The organism is Terrisporobacter hibernicus (assembly GCF_020809405.1).
Taxonomy (GTDB): domain Bacteria; phylum Bacillota; class Clostridia; order Peptostreptococcales; family Peptostreptococcaceae; genus Terrisporobacter; species Terrisporobacter petrolearius.
The window spans coordinates 2,916,884-2,935,546 of sequence record NZ_CP081135.1; the positions used below are offsets into that span (position 1 = coordinate 2,916,884).

General features: G+C 28.8%; 19 protein-coding genes. All 19 read left to right on the forward strand.

The window, feature by feature from the left end:
• The first annotated feature begins 14 nt into the window (after positions 1 to 14).
• The 19 genes from murA (at position 15) to spoIVA (ending at position 18,324) form a co-directional block, all read left to right on the forward strand.
• On the forward strand, positions 15 to 1,265 hold the full coding sequence (gene murA / locus JW646_RS14090; protein WP_228415499.1) for a UDP-N-acetylglucosamine 1-carboxyvinyltransferase: 1,251 nt from the start codon (positions 15 to 17) through the stop codon (positions 1,263 to 1,265).
• Between the two features lie 124 nt (positions 1,266 to 1,389).
• Positions 1,390 to 2,124, forward strand: a complete 735-nt coding sequence (locus tag JW646_RS14095; RefSeq protein ID WP_228415500.1) for a cell division protein FtsQ/DivIB — start codon at positions 1,390 to 1,392, stop codon at positions 2,122 to 2,124.
• A 437-nt stretch (positions 2,125 to 2,561) separates the two neighbouring features.
• Positions 2,562 to 3,728, forward strand: a complete 1,167-nt coding sequence (gene ftsZ / locus JW646_RS14100; protein ID WP_074915183.1) for a cell division protein FtsZ — start codon at positions 2,562 to 2,564, stop codon at positions 3,726 to 3,728.
• A gap of 295 nt (positions 3,729 to 4,023) precedes the next feature.
• Entirely contained in the window at positions 4,024 to 4,851 is an 828-nt protein-coding gene (locus JW646_RS14105; RefSeq protein WP_074915185.1) for a sigma-E processing peptidase SpoIIGA, read from the forward strand.
• Positions 4,852 to 4,890: 39 nt separating this feature from the next.
• The gene (sigE, locus tag JW646_RS14110; RefSeq protein WP_074918976.1) at positions 4,891 to 5,610 is read left to right on the forward strand and encodes an RNA polymerase sporulation sigma factor SigE; all 720 of its coding nucleotides are present in this window, start codon (positions 4,891 to 4,893) and stop codon (positions 5,608 to 5,610) included.
• 87 nt (positions 5,611 to 5,697) lie between these two features.
• Positions 5,698 to 6,471, forward strand: a complete 774-nt coding sequence (gene sigG, locus JW646_RS14115) for an RNA polymerase sporulation sigma factor SigG (RefSeq protein WP_074915187.1) — start codon at positions 5,698 to 5,700, stop codon at positions 6,469 to 6,471.
• A gap of 116 nt (positions 6,472 to 6,587) precedes the next feature.
• Positions 6,588 to 6,857, forward strand: coding sequence for a YlmC/YmxH family sporulation protein (locus tag JW646_RS14120; protein ID WP_074915189.1), 270 nt, complete (start codon positions 6,588 to 6,590; stop codon positions 6,855 to 6,857).
• A gap of 25 nt (positions 6,858 to 6,882) precedes the next feature.
• Positions 6,883 to 7,341 carry a transcriptional regulator NrdR gene (nrdR, locus tag JW646_RS14125; protein ID WP_018589846.1) on the forward strand — a complete coding sequence of 153 codons (459 nt, stop codon included), beginning with the start codon at positions 6,883 to 6,885 and terminating at the stop codon, positions 7,339 to 7,341.
• Position 7,342: 1 nt separating this feature from the next.
• Complete coding sequence (gene pgeF / locus JW646_RS14130) at positions 7,343 to 8,053, forward strand: peptidoglycan editing factor PgeF (RefSeq protein ID WP_206924089.1); 711 nt, start codon at positions 7,343 to 7,345, stop codon at positions 8,051 to 8,053.
• A gap of 12 nt (positions 8,054 to 8,065) precedes the next feature.
• Positions 8,066 to 8,755, forward strand: coding sequence for a winged helix-turn-helix domain-containing protein (locus tag JW646_RS14135; protein WP_074915193.1), 690 nt, complete (start codon positions 8,066 to 8,068; stop codon positions 8,753 to 8,755).
• Between the two features lie 16 nt (positions 8,756 to 8,771).
• On the forward strand, positions 8,772 to 10,055 hold the full coding sequence (locus JW646_RS14140; protein WP_074915195.1) for a HAMP domain-containing sensor histidine kinase: 1,284 nt from the start codon (positions 8,772 to 8,774) through the stop codon (positions 10,053 to 10,055).
• A 109-nt stretch (positions 10,056 to 10,164) separates the two neighbouring features.
• Positions 10,165 to 11,106 carry a YIEGIA domain-containing protein gene (locus JW646_RS14145; protein ID WP_148556232.1) on the forward strand — a complete coding sequence of 314 codons (942 nt, stop codon included), beginning with the start codon at positions 10,165 to 10,167 and terminating at the stop codon, positions 11,104 to 11,106.
• 22 nt (positions 11,107 to 11,128) lie between these two features.
• Entirely contained in the window at positions 11,129 to 12,061 is a 933-nt protein-coding gene (locus JW646_RS14150) for a YIEGIA domain-containing protein (RefSeq protein ID WP_228415501.1), read from the forward strand.
• The gene (locus JW646_RS14155) at positions 12,062 to 12,262 is read left to right on the forward strand and encodes a capping complex subunit for YIEGIA (protein WP_083399238.1); all 201 of its coding nucleotides are present in this window, start codon (positions 12,062 to 12,064) and stop codon (positions 12,260 to 12,262) included.
• A 146-nt stretch (positions 12,263 to 12,408) separates the two neighbouring features.
• Positions 12,409 to 13,740, forward strand: a complete 1,332-nt coding sequence (locus tag JW646_RS14160) for a DUF512 domain-containing protein (RefSeq protein WP_228415502.1) — start codon at positions 12,409 to 12,411, stop codon at positions 13,738 to 13,740.
• Positions 13,741 to 13,754: 14 nt separating this feature from the next.
• Positions 13,755 to 15,080, forward strand: a complete 1,326-nt coding sequence (gene der / locus JW646_RS14165) for a ribosome biogenesis GTPase Der (RefSeq protein WP_074915205.1) — start codon at positions 13,755 to 13,757, stop codon at positions 15,078 to 15,080.
• 18 nt (positions 15,081 to 15,098) lie between these two features.
• The gene (gene plsY / locus JW646_RS14170) at positions 15,099 to 15,707 is read left to right on the forward strand and encodes a glycerol-3-phosphate 1-O-acyltransferase PlsY (protein ID WP_074915207.1); all 609 of its coding nucleotides are present in this window, start codon (positions 15,099 to 15,101) and stop codon (positions 15,705 to 15,707) included.
• A gap of 25 nt (positions 15,708 to 15,732) precedes the next feature.
• Positions 15,733 to 16,755 carry an NAD(P)H-dependent glycerol-3-phosphate dehydrogenase gene (locus JW646_RS14175; RefSeq protein WP_074915209.1) on the forward strand — a complete coding sequence of 341 codons (1,023 nt, stop codon included), beginning with the start codon at positions 15,733 to 15,735 and terminating at the stop codon, positions 16,753 to 16,755.
• A 93-nt stretch (positions 16,756 to 16,848) separates the two neighbouring features.
• Positions 16,849 to 18,324 carry a stage IV sporulation protein A gene (spoIVA, locus tag JW646_RS14180; RefSeq protein WP_074918980.1) on the forward strand — a complete coding sequence of 492 codons (1,476 nt, stop codon included), beginning with the start codon at positions 16,849 to 16,851 and terminating at the stop codon, positions 18,322 to 18,324.
• Positions 18,325 to 18,663: the final 339 nt, after the last annotated feature.

The window sequence follows — 18,663 nt, forward strand, 5'->3', positions numbered from 1 at the left end:
TAGGGGGGTTCATTTTGTCTAAATATCTAATAACTGGTGGAAACAAAATACACGGAACCTTAAGTATAAAAGGGGCGAAAAACTCCATTTTACCATTAATGGCTGCATCCTTATTGAATGGAAATATTAATATTATTCATAACGTTCCATTGATAGCTGACGTATATACAATGATAGATATATTGAAAAGCATAGGGTGTAAAATTGATTTTAATGACCATGTATTAGTAATAGATAGCTCTAATCTGACATCCAACGAAATAGATGAGGAATATGTTAAGAAAATGAGATCATCTATTATTGTACTTGGAGCTATGATTAGTAGATTAGAACATGTTAAAATATATGAGCCAGGGGGTTGCGCAATAGGGAAAAGACCCATAGATTTACATCTAAACTCTTTGAGAAAATTAGGAGTGAAAATAGAAGAAGGCTCTATTATAAACTGTGAAAGAAAAGAAATTACAGGACACGATATAATACTTGAAAGTCCTAGCGTTGGTGCTACTGAGAATATTATTTTGGCAGCGGTTAAAGCAAAAGGAACAACTAGAATATATAATGCAGCAAAGGAACCGGAGATAGAAGACCTTCAAGATTACGTGAATAAAATGGGAGGCAAGGTTAGTGGGGCAGGAAGCGATTTCATAGAAATACAAGGCGTGGATAAATTAGGTAAAGTTGAACATTCTGTTATTCCTGATAGGATTGCCATAGGGACTTATATGGTAGCGAGTGCAATTACGGGAGGTTGTTTAGAAGTAGATAAAATAGTAAGAAGACATATGGAACCTATAAATAATACGCTAATAAAGGCAGGATGTAATATTGAATATACTAAGGAAGGCCTCATTTTAACTTCACCAAAGAAAATTAAAGCTATAAACTTTTTAAAAACAGATATCCATCCTAATTTCCCAACGGATATGCAAGCACAAATGATGGCTCTTATGACATTGAGTGATAAAAATAATATTTTTTATGAGACCATTTTTGAAAATCGCTTTATGCATTGTAGCGAACTTAATAAAATGGGAGCAAACACGGAGATAATAAGTACTCATTTATGCAAAGTAAATGGAGTTAATAAATTATATGGTGCTAAAACTAAATCCCCGGATTTAAGAGGTGGAGCAGCTTTGATTTTAGCAGCACTTGCTGCTGAGGGAGAAAGTGAAATTAGTAATATATATCATGTGGAAAGAGGATATGAAAATATAGAAGGTATATTAAACAACTTAGGAGCAGATATTAGGAAAATATAAAGGGTCTTTTAGACCTTTTATATTTTTTTGTAATAATTTGCTAATTAAAATAAAAAACTTTTGTAGGAGTTTTAAGAGTAAAAGAAGTATTTTATATATAATAAAAAATTAAGGAGGGGTGTGTTTGAGAAAAAGAAGAAAGATAAATACTAATAAACTTATGGGAATTTTATTTTTTTCTTTGCTATTAACATTAGGAACATGTTTCTTCTTAAAAAGTGACTTCTTTTTTTTAAAACAAGTGGTGATAAATAACAATAAGTATTTATCCAAAGAGGATGTTAACAACCGATTAAATTTAGAGCAAAATAAGAATATTTTTTTCTATGATTTAAAAAAATTAGAGAATCGAGTTAAAGAAAGTACCTATGTTAAAGATTGTGAGATTAAAAGAAAGATACCCAACAAGCTTATAGTGAATGTAAAAGAAAAGAATATTATTGGACCTTTGTATAACGGAAAGTCTTATTGCTATATAGATGATCAAGGAAAATTTGTAGATGAATTAAAAGAAATAAAAAATGATGACTTAATTTTTACTATTCCTTATACATTAAATAATAAAATGTTAAAATTTGATAACAAAAATGATAAGAATAAACTTATAACGCTATATAAAAATTTAGAAGAAGAAAACATATTATTACAAATCAAAACAGTCAATTTTACAAAAGGAAAAGAAATTATTATGAAGGGTAAAACAGGGCTTACTATATGCCTTAATAAAGATAATAACATAGAAAAAAACATAGTAAAGCTTAGTAAAGTAATGATAGATTTGCAAAATAGAAAAGAACTTTATGGTAAGGTGGATTTTACTTATGACAATTATTTACTGTATAGTCCCTATTCAAATTAATAGAATTATGTAAAAAATAGAAAAAAAGCATTAATATTGTGAAAAATCACTTGAATATTACTACCGTTTCACAGTAAAATTTAAAGTAGATAAATGTTGCAAACTAACGACGAAAAATGTTTTCACAATCATAATAGATAAATATTTGAAATTTTTCATAAAATTAGGAAATATCTATTTTCAAATCATTGCTATTAAGAGTATAATAATATAGAGAATAAGACGCTTTTATATTATATTATTTTAAGGAATATTTATACATATTATTTGACAATATACAGAACAGATTGTTAAATATCTATTATACAGGTTTAATAACAAGAGTAAAAATTGGTATTTTCATGGAATAAGATAGTAATTTAACAAAAAATACAAGTAAAATGGTATAATCATAATACATGACTGTTTAATTCAGAAGATAGGGAGGTTAAAAAATAATGAATAATAATAGAATTGATATAGAAACTGACAACAATGATGCTGTTATAAAAGTTATTGGTGTTGGTGGCGGTGGAAACAACGCTGTTAACCGAATGATAAGAGAAGAAGTAAAAGGAGTAGAGTTTATTTCTATAAATACAGATAAGCAAGCACTATTATCGTCTATGGCAGAAAACCAAATTCAAATAGGAGAAAAATTGACTAGAGGATTAGGTGCGGGGGCTAAGCCAGAAGTAGGAAAAAAAGCTGCTGAAGAAAGCAGAGAACAAATAGTAGGATTACTTGACGGAACAGATATGGTATTTGTTACTGCAGGTATGGGTGGAGGAACTGGAACAGGTGCTGCGCCAATAGTTGCAAAATTAGCTAAGGAAATGGGGATACTTACTGTAGGTGTTGTAACGAAACCTTTTGGATTTGAAGGTAAAATAAGAATGAAAAATGCTGAAGAGGGTATAAAAGATTTAAAAGCTAATGTTGACACATTAATAACTATACCTAATGATAGACTTTTACAAATAGTACAAAAGAATACATCAATGGTAGATGCATTTTCTATAGCAGATAACGTATTAAAGCAAGGTATACAATCTATATCTGACTTAATAAAAATGCCAGGACTTATAAACTTAGACTTTGCCGATGTTACTTCTATAATGAAGGACAAAGGATTAGCTCACATGGGTATAGGAACTGCTAGTGGAGAAAATAGGGCTATAGAAGCAGCTAAAGAAGCTATTCAATCTCCATTGCTAGAAACTTCTATAAAAGGTGCTAAAGGAGTATTACTTAATGTTGCTGGTGGTGCGAACTTAACATTATTTGAAGCTAATGCAGCATCAAGTTTAGTTACTGAATCATGTGACGCAGAAGCAAATATAATATTTGGTACGTCTATAAGAGAAGATTTAGGAGAAGATATTACTATAACTGTAATAGCTACAGGATTTGAAACTAATCCATCTCAAGGGTTTGAGGATTCATTTAAAAATAGAGGTACTAATAGACCTTCAGAAATAGCAACTAAGAAAGTTGCAGTAGAGGAAGTTGCAGCAACAAAAGAAGAAGTAGTAGAGGAAAAAGTGGAAGCTAAAAAGCCAACTCATGATATGGACGATGATTTACCACCAATTCCAGTCTTCTTAAGAAGAAATAGAAAATAGTTTATATACATAATCAAATAAGAAGCTTAGGCTTCTTATTTTTTTGTTATAATATTTATTCATGTTGCATATTATTAACTATAAAGAAAGTTATTAATTATAACAAATTATGAACAATATATGTTTTTTTATACTAATTAAAAAGAAGTAAAATATTATTTTAAAAAGGAAAAAGAAGAATTTTTCCTTTTTTTGTGTTTTTTTATATTAAAGTAATTGAGTTTCGACTGTTAAAAGTGACATATTATTTTTTTATACTAGCTTATAATATAAACATAAAAAGGGGGAGTAATTAATGTATTTAGATCTTTACATTATTGAAAACCTATTAATAAATTATATTATTATAAGTTGTACTTCTATACTTACAAAAAATACAAATTCTTATAAAAGAAAAATAATAGGAGCAATAGTTGGAGCTATTTATTCTGTAATTTATTTACTTCCAAGGTTTTATTTACTATATACATTACCCTCAAAAGCAGTATTTATTGTAATTATAGGATTAATTTCATTTGTTTATACAGATAAAAATGAATTTTTAAGAGTATTTACTATATTTTTTTTAGTGAATTTTTTTATCTGTGGAAGTACATATTTTATAATTTATTTTACAGGTATAGAACATATAAAAATTTCATTTGTAATAGCCTCAGTATATATTAGTTGTCTTATATTAAAAAAAATATATTCGGATATTACGTTAATAAATCATATTAAAGAATTTACTAAAGAAGTAACAATTTCGCTTCTTGGAGAAGAACTTAAGTGTATTGCCCTATTAGATAGTGGAAATCTTCTAAAAGATCCTTTAAGTAAAAGTGATGTAATTATGGTGAATTCTTCTTTGTTAGAAAAGTATTTGCCTGAAAATTATAATTATGAGTATGTTGATGTATTTTTGGCAGAGGAGATCATCAATGATTTAAGTGAAGATATATCATCTAGGGTAAGGCTAATTCCTTATAACCACGCTACTAGCAATAAGACAAACATGATACTAGGATTTAAAGCCGACTATTTACGAATTGATAATAAAAAGATAGGAAACATTGTACTTGGTATATCTAATTTTAAAGACGACAATTATAATGCCATACTAAATCCAAGTATACTTTCTTAGATCTAAAAACGGGGAGGGTTATAATTGAAATTAACATTAATGAAAATGAAGTGGAAAATAAACTCTTGGGTAGTAAAGATAGGATCTAAATTAGGTATAATTAAACCTAATGGCATGTATTACATGGGCGGTGTAAATATACTGCCTCCACCTTTAAAACCAGATGAGGAAAGATTGCTAATAGACAGACTTGAAAATGATGATAATGTAAAAACTATCTTAATAGAAAGAAATCTTCGATTAGTAGTTTATATCTCTAGAAAATTTGAAAATACTGGTATAGATGTTGAGGATTTAATATCAATAGGAACTATTGGGCTTATAAAAGCTGTTAATACATTTAAATCTAATAAAAATATTAAATTAGCAACTTATGCATCTAGATGTATAGAAAATGAAATATTAATGTATCTTAGAAAAAATAATAAGAAAAAAGCTGAAGTTTCGTTTGATGAACCTTTAAATACTGACTTAGATGGTAATGAATTATTGCTATCAGATGTACTTGGAACAGAAAATGATGAAATATATAAAATTATTGAAGAAGAAATAGATAAGAATTTATTATTTATGGCTTTGGATAAATTATCAGATAGAGAAAAGCAAATTATGGAATTAAGATTTGGTTTAAGTACAAGAGGAAATGAAAAAACCCAAAAGGAAGTAGCTAACATCCTTGGTATATCTCAATCTTATATTTCTAGACTTGAAAAGAAAATTATTAGTAGGTTAAAAAAGGAAATGAAAAAATTTGTATAAATTAAATAAAATCTCGATAAAAGTATAAAAATATATGATATGTAAATAATTTCATATAAAGAATCTTTTAAGAGAGGACTGAAACTTATGCAAATTAATAAGGTTGAAATCTGTGGTGTGAATACATCTGAATTGCCAGTTCTTAAAAATGCTCAAATGATGGACCTTCTAGTTAAAATTAAGGCAGGCGATGAAGAAGCTAGACAACAGTTTGTTAGGGGTAATTTAAGGCTAGTTCTAAGTATCATTCAAAAGTTTAACAATAGAGGAGAAAATATTGACGACTTATTTCAAATTGGTTGTATCGGTCTCATAAAAGCTATAGATAATTTTGATTTAAGTCAAAATGTTAGGTTTTCAACTTATGCGGTTCCAATGATAATAGGTGAAATAAGAAGATATTTAAGAGATAATAATCCTATAAGAGTTAGTAGATCATTAAAAGATATTGCTTATAAAGCACTTCAAGTTAGAGAAAAATTGATTAGAAGCAACTCAAAGGAACCAACAGTTTCAGAGATAGCAAAGGAGCTAGAGTTAGATGTTGAATCTGTTGTTATGGCACTAGATGCTATACAAGATCCAATATCTTTATTTGACCCTGTATACCAAGACAATGGTGATGCCATATTCGTAATGGATCAAGTTCAGGATAAAAAAGATACTGATGAGCACTGGCTTCAAGAAATAGCACTGAAAGAAGCAATAAAAAAACTTAATAACAGAGAAAAACTTGTATTGGATTTGAGATTTTATAAAGGCCGTACTCAAATTGAAGTGGCAGATGAAATAGGAATATCTCAAGCGCAAGTCTCAAGAATTGAAAAAAATGCACTGAAAAATATGAGAAAGTACATTTAATTATAATTAAATATGAACAATAAATCCTTAGTAGAAGAATACTAAGGATTTTTTTGCATAAAAATTATTAAGAGAGAAATATATTTTTTTTGTATTTTTAAGGAGGATGTTATAATATGTTAAGAGTATCTGATATAATGGATAAAGAAATTATCAATGTAAAAAATGGAAAGAAGATGGGATTTATTACAGACATAGACATTGATGTTAATGAAGGCAAAGTTGTATCTTTTTCAACTACAGGAGAAGGTAGTGGAGGATTTTTTTCTAGAGGAATGGATGTAGATGTAATATTTTGGAATGATATATTAAAAATAGGATGTGACACAATAATAGTAAATATAGGCTCAGAAAGAAAATTAGACATTGATGAAATAAAAATTTAAACTAACTTAACTAAGGAGGAAGATTATGCAATGTCCTTATTGTAACTATAAGGAGTCTAAAGTTGTAGACTCAAGACATACAGATAGTAATTCTATTAGAAGAAGAAGAGAGTGTGAATCTTGTAAAAAAAGATACACAACTTACGAAACTATTGAAACAACACCTGTTATGGTGGTAAAAAAAGATAATACAAGAGAGTATTTTGATAGAGAAAAAATAAAAAATGGTCTGATAAAATCTTGTGAAAAAAGACCAGTTTCAATTGATCAAATTGAAGGGGTAGTATCTTACATAGAAAATGAAATAAATAAAAATTATATGACTGAAATAGAAACAAAAATAATTGGTGAAATGATTATGGACAAACTAAAAGATATAGATGAAGTATCTTATGTTAGGTTTGCGTCTGTTTATAGACAATTTAAAGATATAAACACTTTTGTTAATGAATTAAAAACCATATTAATGGAGAAGGATAAATAATATGAATAACTATATAACTGTAGATAGAATAGAAAAAGAATTAGATTTTGTTAACTTAGTCATAACAACTACTAATATAGATGCAAAAAATGAAGATGATTTGTTTAAGACATTTACACAAGATGAGTTTAAATTAATAAATTTAACGAGAAATTCTCAAATTCATTCTAGCATAGTTAATAAAATTGATGAAAATAATATAGGACAGAAAATAGATGGAGACGCTTTAATTACCAATGTTCCTAAGGTTCCATTATTAATATTAACAGCGGATTGTGTGCCCGTTGTAATTGTTGACCCTGTTAACAAAGCTATAGGGTTAGCCCATGCAGGATGGAGAGGTACCTATGATAATATAAGTGAAAAAACTATAAAAGAAATGAGTAAGAATTATAATTCTAATCCAAAAGACTTAATATGTGTAATAGGACCATCAATAGGGCCATGCTGCTATGAAGTTTCAAAAGATTTAGTTGAAAAATTTAACACAAATTTAGCAAATTATGCAGGAAAATTCGATATAATAAAAGATGATAAATATTATTTGGATTTATGGAAAATTAATGAACTTATGTTAAGAGATTGTAAGGTTAAAGAAGAAAATATAATAAATCTTCAAATATGTACTAATTGTAATCATGACAAATTCTATTCTTACAGAAAACACAATAAAACACCAAAGAGAATAGGAACAATGATTCAAATTAGATAGGGAGGAATAATAATGAGTACTAAGATTCTTGTAATTGATGATGAAGAGCATATAGTAGAGCTACTACAATTTAATTTGGAGACTTCAGATTATATTGTAGACTATTCTTATGATGGGTTTGATGGTTTTTTAAAAGCAAAAGAAAATAAACCAGATTTAATACTACTGGATTGGATGTTACCAAATATAAGTGGTATTGACGTATTGAAGAAAATAAGAGGGGATAAAGATCTTAAGAGTATACCTGTTATTATGCTTACAGCCAAAAATATGGAAAGTGATAAAGTTGAGGGCTTAGTAGGTGGTGCAGATGATTATATTACAAAACCTTTTAGTATTAAAGAATTACTTGCTAGAATAAGTTCTGTTTTAAGAAGATACAATATGAATTCGCCAAGAGAAGAAGAAATATTAACAGTAAAAGATATAAAACTAGATTTAATTAAACATGAAGCAACTAAAAATGGAGAAAAACTTGATTTAACTCTTAAAGAATTTGATTTATTAAAAATTTTACTTCAAAACAAAGGAAAAGTTTTATCTAGAAACTTTTTATTAGACAAAATTTGGGGATATGAGTTTTATGGTGAAACTAGAACAGTAGACGTTCATATTAGATATTTAAGAAAAAAAATAGAGAGTCCAGATAGTAATGAAAAATATATTGAAACTATTAGAGGAATAGGATATAAAATAGAGTAAGGAATGGAGAAAATATATGGAGCCTATTAGCGGTATTTACTTTTTTGTTATGTTACTAGCTTGTAGTGTGGCAATACTTTTATACAGATATACAATAACTATACGAAGATTTTTAAAAAGTTTCATTAAATTATCTAAGAAAGTAAGTAATAAAGAATTTCATTCAAGATTACAAACTTCGGCTAGAGGAGAATTAGGCGAACTTACTAGAAACTTTAATTTTATGATGGAGACAATGGAAAATACTATTGAAGAGGTTGAATATAAACATCTTCAACTTACATCAGTGCTTAAAAGTATTTCCCATGGAATTATAGTTATAGATATTGACGGTAATATTATCTTAATTAATGATGAAGCTCGTAGGATGATAAAAAGTAAATGTAATGGAAAAGAAGACGGGAAAAATTTAAAACAAGTTATTAATGTAGATGATATCTTAAAAGGTGTAGAACGATATATTGGAAGTAAAGAAAATCATAGCAATAATGTAACTTTGGATGATGAAACGGTTTATAGAATAAAAATTGATCCTGTATATCTGCAAAACTCTAAAAATGCTATTATAGGTTCTATAATTAATATAGAAGACATAACAGAAATTGTAAAATTAGAAAACATGCGTAGAGATTTTGTGGCAAATGTTAGTCATGAACTAAAAACCCCCCTAACATCAATAAATGGATTTGTAGAGACTTTAATAATGAATGAAGACTTGCCGGTAAATAAAAGAAATAGATTTTTAGCAATAATCCAGAAAGAATCAGATCGGTTGAAAAGGTTAATAGAGGACATACTTTTATTGTCGTCTATAGAAAGTAAAAACAATTTAGTAATGGAAAATATAATTCTTTATGATGTATTTAAAGAAGTATATGAGATGATAAATTATATAGCTAATTCAAAAAAAATTGATTTACAATATAATTTTGAGGATAAAGAAGCCGTAGTTCAGGCCTATGGCGATTACCTAAAACAGTTACTTCTTAATTTAATAGACAATGCTATAAAATATACTCCAGAAGGAGGACGGGTAACTGTAAACCAATTTACAAAAAATGATGAAATAGTAATAGAAGTTATAGATAACGGCGTAGGTATTCCAAAAGAAGACCAAAGTAAAATATTCCAAAGATTTTATAGAGTAGACAAGGCTAGAAGTAGATCAGTAGGAGGTACTGGTTTAGGTCTTGCTATAACAAAACATATTGTTCACTCACTAAAGGGTAGCATTGGCCTAGAAAGCCAGCTTGGAGAGGGTAGCAAATTTATAGTAAAATTACCGAAAAAAATTTCCTAGATTAGTAGGGAATTTTTTTTATTTTTTGCACAAACTAAATTTATAGATTTTTAGTAAATAACTTTAAATTTACTCTAAAAGTATTAAATTATTAGGAGGATTTAGTTTTATGAATGATAGTCAAATAAATGATGCCCTATTTAGACATGCTTTTATTACAGCTATGGTAATAGGTACTTTATGTAGATTTTTTGTACTAAGAGTTAAAGATAAACAATATCCATCAAGACCACAGGATTATATAGAACAAATAATAGTGGCAGCTTTAGCCGCGTCTCTTGGTTCTGTAGCTTTACCGGCACTAATTGATAAAGAGTACTCAGCATTAACTTTTTTAGCAGTAGGGATACAACAATTTCAAGGTTTATCACAACAAGAACAAATCACTTTAGAAAATATTGATAATGATGATTTGATAGATAAAGGACAACCATATATTGATGAAATTTCATCTACTTATGAAGTGAGAAGTTATGTAAGTTTATTCTCTGCTTTGATAGCATCTCTAATATACATATTTACTTCTAGAATATATAACGATAGTGTATTAGTTTGTACAGTTACTTCAACTATAGGGGCAGTAGCGTTAGCCCTTATATTTAGAATGTTATTAAGAAGAAAAAGTGTTAATGACTTAGCAGATATATATTTAGCAAAAATAACATTTGATGGTCCTCTTTTAAAAGTTAATGATGTAGTCATGGGTAATATTGGTCTAAAAGACAGTAGGAAAAAATACTTGGAAAAAGGTATTGCCATAGAAATAGTACCTAAAGATATGGGAAGTTTTGGAACAATAAATGATATAGGTCAACAAAAGGCTATAATGCATAATATTTATATTCAACTTGGTATGGATAAAGATGTAGATGACAGAGATTTACTAGCAATTGGAGAAACAGATTTAAAAAAGAAATCTGTAGTAATGGTTATGATACCTTTACTAAAAGATGAAATAACACTTATGAAAGCAGCAGGAAGCACACCTATTATAGGTACATCAAAAGGCAAACAAAGTGCTTATAAGAAAAAAACGTTACTTTTCAAATAAAAGTGATAAAAGAGGTGAGTAAATGAATAACATATTTTTTATAGGGTTAACAATAGGTATTATTTCAAGATTAATCATGTTAAATCTTGATAACAAACAATATCCAGCCCAACCAAATGTATTAACATCACAAATAGTATTAGCTTTTGTGGCATCTTCATTAGGATCATTATTAATTCCAGCATTAATAAATAGGTCTTATACATCAATTACATTTTTATCCTTAGCAGCTGAACAATTTAGACAAGTAAGAAGTAGTAGAAGAAATACTTTGCAAGATTTGGAACCTACTCAGCTAGTTCCTAGAGGAAATTCCTTTATTGAGGAAATAGCAAGAACTTATGAAATTAGAAATTACATGTGCATTGTAACATCTTTTATAACTGTAGCATGTTTTTATGGTCTAAGTAATGAAACTAATATTAGTGATAATTCAGCCACAATAATAAGTACAGTAATTGGTTTATCCATAGCTTTTCTTCTTAGAAAAGCATTATCAAGACAATGCATTGATGATATAGCTGAAGTATCTATTGTAGACATTAGTTTTGTAGATGGCACTTTATTAAAAGTTGGAAATTTGAAAGGGATAACAAATGTTGGTTTGAAAAGTGATAGAGAGAGGTATTTAAAAGATGGTATAGGAATTGAAATACGACCTAAAAATAGTAGTTATACTAATGCAGGTATTCTAAGTTATCCAGGACAAAGACAGGCAATATGTTACAACCTATATTCGAGACTTGGAGTACATAAAGAAAGTGATGAACCTGCTTTAACTCCAATACCTAGAAAAGATCCAGTTAGCCAAGCTATATATATTGCATTTATACCAATGGAAAAAGATGAAAGGAAAGTAATAGAGGCAGTTAAATCTTGCCCTATACTAGATAGTGCTAGAGGTAAACATTTAGCATTAAGAAATCTAAGAATTGAAGGAAAGGAGAGTAAATAAATGGGAAATGATATAGGTATTAATTCATATACAATGGCAGTAATAACTACAGATAAAAATATGAGCATATCAGGAGGGTGTCCTTTGTTTTATGCAAATGACGATGATGATATGCAAAAGAAAGCCTTACTAGTAGCAAAGTGTGTGGATGGTATGGTTCATGAAATAACTGAGGAAATTCTTATAGTAGTAAGACATTAAGGTACCTTAGGGGTACCTTTTGTTAATTTATAGTGGTGAAAGATAGATACAAGTTGACTAATTTTTTTAAATCATGTATGATTAAATGATGTATTTACATCTAAAATTAGAGAATACATTTATGTGGAAAAGTGGTGATATGCAAAATGGAAGTAAACGTAAAAAATATTAATAATATAATAAGTAAAGTTTATAAAAATAGTATAGCAGATGAAATGGGAATTGAAGTTGGTGACATACTTTTATCTGTAAACAAAGAGAGAGTTGAAGATATAATTCAATACAGATTTTTAATAAGTGAAGAATATATCGAGCTAGAAATTCAAAAACAAAAAAATGGGAAGATATATTTATATGAAATTGAAAAAGATTATGATGAAGAATTAGGCATAGAATTTACCAACCCTATAATAGATAAGGCAAAAAGTTGTAGAAATAAATGTGTATTTTGCTTTATAGATCAGTTACCAAAAGGTATGAGGGATACACTTTATTTTAAAGATGATGACTCAAGACTATCTTTCTTACAAGGAAACTTCGTTACTTTAACTAATATGAGTGAGGATGATATTAATAATATAATAAGATATAGAATTAGTCCAATAAATATTTCGGTACATACTACAAATCCTGAACTAAGAAGAAAAATGATAAACAATAAATTTGCAGGAAATCTAATAGATATAATGAGAAGACTTGCACAAGCAGGAATTGAAATGAACGCCCAAATAGTACTTTGCCCAGGATATAATGATAAAGAAGAATTAGAAAGAACATTAGAAGATCTATCAAGTTTACATCCATATGTAAAAAGTGCGGCTATAGTTCCAGTTGGAATTACTAGATATAGAGATAATCTTGCTAGACTTGATATATTTGATGAAAAAAGTGCGGTATGTACAATTGACCAAGTTAGTAAATTACAAGAAAAATATTTGGATAAATTAAATACCAGATTTGCATTTTTATCAGATGAGTTTTATATTCTTGCAAAAAGGCCATTATTGAAATATGATGAGTATGAGGGATTTGACCAATTCGAAGATGGTGTTGGAATGATAACAAAAATGGGAACAGAAATTGTACAGTATTTAGACACAATATCTGGTTCAAGATTAAATAAAACAAAAAAAGTATCCATTGCTACAGGAAAATCTGCTTATGAATTTATGTGCCATATGGCTAATAAAATAATGGAAAAATTTAATAATATAGAAATTAATGTATATAGAATAAAAAATAATTTCTTTGGAGAGACAATAACAGTTAGCGGACTTTTAACAGCTACTGATTTAATCGATCAATTGAAAAGTGAAGACCTGGGTGAAACATTGTATATTACTAGGTCTATGATGAAAGCTGATGAAGAAATTTTCTTAGACAATATAACTTTAAAAGAACTAGAAGAAAAATTGAATTTAGAAGTAGTACCATGCGAAAATAAAGGTACTGATGTAGTAGACAAGATAACTAAATAGGAAGGAGAATAAATATGGATAATAGACCCATAGTTGCAGTAGTAGGTAGACCAAATGTTGGAAAATCTACACTGTTTAATAAATTAGCAGGAAGAAGAATATCAATAGTAGAGGATACACCAGGTGTTACAAGAGATAGAATATTTACAGAGGTAGAGTGGTTAAATAAGTACTTTACTTTAATAGATACAGGAGGGATAGAGCCTGAAAATGATGATATAATATTAACTCAAATGAGAAACCAAGCTATGCTTGCTATGGATATGGCTCATGTAATAGTATTTGTTGTTGATGGAAAAGGTGGAATAACTTCTGCAGATAGAGAAGTAGGTTTAATGTTAAGAAAAACAAATAAACCAGTTATTTTAGCTGTAAATAAAATAGATAATATAAACTTAGAAGATAATATATATGACTTCTATGAGTTAGGACTTGGGCAGCCACATCCAATATCAAGTGCAAATGCCATGGGACTTGGAGATTTATTAGATGAAATAGTGGAAAACTTCCCAGAAGGATTAAACACTGAGTATAACGAAGATATAATAAGAGTTGCGATAACAGGTAAACCAAATGCAGGTAAATCATCTATCCTTAACAAAATATTAGGAGAAGATAGAGTTATAGTAAGTCCAATTGCAGGAACAACAAGAGATGCAGTTGATACATACTTTGAAAAAGGTGATCAACAGTATTTATTAATAGATACAGCGGGTATAAGAAGAAAAAGTAAAGTATATGAAAGAGTTGAAAAATTCTCAGTACTTAGAGCTATGTCTGCAGTATCTAGAGCTGATGTAGTATTAATAGTTATAGATGCTACAGAAGGTGTTACAGAACAGGATACAAAGGTTGCAGGTATTGCTCACGATGAAGGTAAAGCTTGCATATTTGTAGTAAATAAATGGGATTTGATAGAAAAAGACAATAAGACACTTGGAAACTATACAAACGATATAAGAGACATGTTCCCGTTTATGAAGTATGCTCCAATAATATTTGTATCAGCAGTAACTAACCAAAGAATGAGTAAAATATTAGACACAGTTGATAAAGTTGCTGAAGAACACTCTAAGCGTGTAAGTACTTCTCAATTGAATGATGTAATTGGTGAAGCTGTAATGCTTAATCAACCACCATCAGATAAAGGTAAGAGACTTAAAATATACTATGGTGCTCAAACGGGAACAAAACCACCAAAGATTACTTTATATATAAATAGTAAAGATTTAACTCATTTCTCATACCAAAGATACTTAGAAAACAAAATAAGAGAAAACTTTGGATTCGAAGGAACATCAATGCAATTTGAATACAAAGAAAAGGATAGAAAAAGATAGAAACTTTAGGGGGTTAATATGTTAATTTATTTAATTATAATTATAATTGCCTACCTTCTTGGGAATATATCAACTTCTTATATAGTAGCAAAGAGACTTGCTGGAGTTGATATAAGAACTCAGGGTTCTGGTAATGCAGGCTCTACAAATGTACTTAGAACATTAGGTAAAAAAGCTGGAGCATTAACTTTTATAGGAGATGTTTTAAAAGGATTAATTGCAGTATTACTAGCAAGGTTAATTGCTTATGGCGTTCATATGGACCAAAGTATTTGTGCCTATTTTGCTGTAGTTGCTGTTGTTCTTGGTCACAATTACCCTGCTTTTCTTGGATTCAAAGGAGGTAAAGGAGTAGCCACTTCTTTAGGTTCTATGTTAGGAATGAATCCTCTAGTTGCGATAATATGTTTAGCATTTTTTATAATAGTAGTAGCTATAACTAAGTATGTTTCTTTAGGTTCTATACTAGGTATAGGTTTATCTCCTATAATCATGCTTATAAACCATAATACTAAAGGTTTTTTAGTTGCATTAATTTTAACTATATCAGTAGCGATAACCCATAAAGAAAATATTAAACGATTGATAAATGGTACAGAACGAAAAATAGGAGAAAAGAAAAATTAAATTACTATATTAGGTGGTGTTTATTATGGAGAAGATGTGTGTTATAGGTGCTGGGAGTTGGGGTAGTGCATTAGCTCTTAGCTTACATAAAAATAATCATAAAGTTTTCATGTGGACAAGAGATAATGAGCAAGTTAAAGAAATAAGTGATACGAGAAAAAACAGTAGGTTTTTACCAGACATTGTTTTTCCAAAGGACTTAATAATTTCCAATGATTTAGAGGAAGTTATAAAAGATAGTGAAATTGTTGTGCTTGCAGTACCATCTCAAGCCGTAAGAAGTGTATGTAATCAAATTAGACCTTTCCTTAGGGATGGACAGATTTTAGTTGATGTGGCCAAAGGTTTAGAAAAAGGAACTGGACTTAGACTTTCTGATGTGGTAAAAGAAGAGTTGCCTAATAATCCTTATGTAGCACTATCGGGACCTTCCCATGCAGAGGAAGTTTCTAAATACATGCCAACAACTTTAGTAGCAGCTTGTGAGGAAATAGAATATGCTCAAAAAGTACAAGATGCTTTTATGAGTCCGTCTCTTAGAGTTTATACTAATCCTGATATAATAGGTGTAGAACTTGGTGGAGCATTAAAAAATATTATAGCTTTTGGTGCAGGAATGTGTGATGGTTTAGGCTATGGTGACAATACAAAGGCAGCTTTAATGACAAGAGGAATTGCAGAAATGGGGAGACTTGGAGTTGCCATGGGAGCCAACGTAAATACTTTTACAGGACTTGCGGGTATTGGTGATTTAATTGTTACTTGTACAAGTATGCATAGTAGAAATAGAAGAGCTGGTATACTTATGGGTCAAGGTAAATCATTACAAGAAACATTAGATGAAGTTCAAATGGTAGTTGAAGGAATAACTGCTACAGAAGTAGCATATAAAGTTTCTAGAGATTTAAATATTGATATGCCAATAACTGAAGCTATATATTCCGTTTTGTATGAAGGAGCTAATCCTAATGAAGCTGTGTTAGAGTTAATGACTAGATCAAAAAAACATGAAATGGAAGAAGTCGTTAATAACGGATTATTTAACTAATAAATATTTATTGAATAAGGTATAAATATATATGTAATAAAAAATTCCCTCTTGAAATATAATTAACTAAGAAATTATATGCAGGAGGGAATTATTATGAACAATATATATGAAGACATTGCTAAAAGAACTCAAGGTGACATATATATAGGTGTTGTTGGACCTGTTAGAACAGGTAAATCAACGTTTATTAGAAGATTTATGGAAACCCTTGTGTTACCTAACATAGAAAATGACTTCAAAAGAGAAAGAACTAAAGATGAGATACCTCAAAGTGGTTCAGGTAAAACAATAATGACAGTTGAGCCTAAATTTGTTCCAGCTGATGGAGTTGAAATAAAAATTAAAGACACTGTATCTTTAAAAGTAAGAATGGTAGACTGCGTAGGATACATAGTTGATGGAGCTTTAGGTCATGAAGAAGACGGAAAGCAAAGACTAGTATCTACACCATGGTCAAAAGAAGCTATGACTTTTGAAAAAGCTGCAGAAATAGGAACAAAAAAGGTTATCAAAGATCACTCTACAATTGGAATTGTAATAATAACAGATGGTTCTGTTACAGGAATTGATAGAAGTAACTATATAATTCCTGAAGAAAGAGTTATAAAAGAATTAAAGGCATTAAAGAAACCATTTGCTATAGTATTAAATACTAAATATCCAGACAGTGAAGAAACAGGATTTTTAAGACGTGATTTGGAAGAAAAATATGCAGTTCCTGTAGTACCAATGGATGTGGATCAAATGGATGAGAAAGATATAGAGGAAGTTATGGAAACTGTTTTATATGATTTCCCATTAGCTGAAATAAGAATTAACTTACCTGATTGGGTAGAAGGATTACCTAATAATCACTGGATAAAGACTAATATAATTAATACTTTAAAGCAATCAATAGAATCTATTGATAAAATAAGAGATATTGACTCTGTAGTACATGGATTTAATGAGTTACCTTTCTTAGAAGATTGTGAAGTTGATGACGTAAGTCTTGGAGAAGGTGTAATAAATGTTGATATATGTACAAAGCAAGAATTATTCTATGAAATATTAGAAGAACAAAGTGGATTTAAAATTGAAGGAAATTGTCAATTACTTAATTTAATTACAAAATTATCAAAAGTTAAAGTAGAGTATGACAAAATAGAAAGCGCTTTATGTGATGCAAAAACTTTAGGATATGGAGTTGTTGCACCATCTCTTGATGAACTTAGTTTAGAAGAACCAGAAATTACAAAACAAGGAAAGCAATACGGAATTAAATTAAAAGCCAATGCACCATCCCTTCATATAATAAAAGCAGATATTTCAACAGAAGTATCTCCTATAGTTGGAAATCAAAATCAAGGAGAAGAAATGATTAAATATCTACTTGAAGAATTTGAACAAAATCCAGCTGAAATTTGGGAATCAAATATGTTTGGTAAATCATTAAATGATCTAGTAAAAGAACAATTGCAAAGTAAATTATATACAATGCCAGAAGAAATAAGATGTAAGATACAAAAAACATTACAAAAAATTATTAATGAAGGTAGTAGTAATATAATAACTATTTTGCTATAAAAAAAATTAATACTAAAATTAAATATTTATATAATAAAAAAGAGCTAAATTTGAAATGTGATAAATTTAGCTCTTTTTTATTTTTGAAATATGATAAATTTATATATTTTTTATTATTTATTCTGATTTGGAATGTACAGTTAAATCAGAATAGTCAAACTGTAAAAAAAATTCAGAAAATTGAAAATAAAAAGAGGAAATTTGGAGCAAACATAGAATTAATCTAAATACGAGTATAAAGGTATGTGTTTTTGCATTCTTTTTAGTTATAAAACGGTGTGGCAAAAATATAATTAAATAAATATATCTTTTACTCGCAGGTATATTAATTTTTTAGGG